Below are 853 nucleotides of genomic sequence, written 5' to 3'. Positions count from 1 at the left end.
TATGCCGCACGTACTAGCTGGTTTGCAGGGTGTTTGTGCTGTCGCGCCAGAGTTAGGTGTTGAGCCTGTTGTTGATCCATTAAGCGGAAATATTGTTAAGAGTAGTGGTTGTTCTGAATATGCGACAGAAGGAAGCTTGAGTCCTGCTGAATATGACGAAGCGATCTATGATCTGGTTAACTTTTTAGAATATGTTGGTGAGCCTTCTAGGCTTGAAAGTGAGGCACTTGGCCGAAATGTTCTTATATTCCTAGCGTTTTTGTTTGTTTTTGCATACTTCTTGAACAAAGAGTATTGGAGAGATATTCACTAGTTAGCTAGAAAGAAGAATAAAAGCCGTCCATGTGTAGGCATGGAGGGCTTTTTTTGTTTCTATCCAAGAGAATTTTCACGACTGGCTTGTAAATCGTGTATAATTCTGCCCAAATTTAAAACTGTGCTATCAGTGCAGTAAATCTGATTTAAAGGTTGAGGTAAGTATATGGGTGTTGTGACCAAACGTTCGTCCATGACGTTTTTTTCTGATGGTGAGAGCCATTACAGTCACCGGGTAAGAATAGTCTTAGCGGAAAAAGGTGTCGCAGTTGACGTTGTTAACGTTGACCCAGATAACAAGCCTGCTGAGCTTTCTGATCATAATCCATACAATGACTTGCCTACTTTGGTTGACCGCGACTTAGTACTTTATGAGTCGGATATTATGATGGAGTACTTGGATGAGCGCTTTCCGCACCCTCCTTTGTTGCCAGTATATCCGGTTGCTCGAGCGCAAAGCCGCTTGATGATGTACCGAATCCGTAAAGATTGGAGTCGTCTGGCTGATGCAATTCTTGCTGATCCGCATGCTGCGAAG

Annotated in this window: 2 protein-coding genes; both read left to right on the top strand. The window is 43.0% G+C overall.

What is annotated here, in order from left to right:
• A partial coding sequence (locus tag A3735_RS15115) for a cytochrome c1 (protein ID WP_068638221.1) occupies positions 1–313 on the top strand: 313 nt, incomplete at its 5' end.
• 168 nt (positions 314–481) lie between these two features.
• Positions 482–853, top strand: a 372-nt coding sequence (locus A3735_RS15110; protein WP_197485903.1) for a glutathione S-transferase N-terminal domain-containing protein, incomplete at its 3' end; no start/stop codon positions are given.

It is taken from the genome of Oleiphilus sp. HI0061 (genome assembly GCF_001635675.1).
This window is presented reverse-complemented; position numbering and strand designations above follow the sequence as displayed.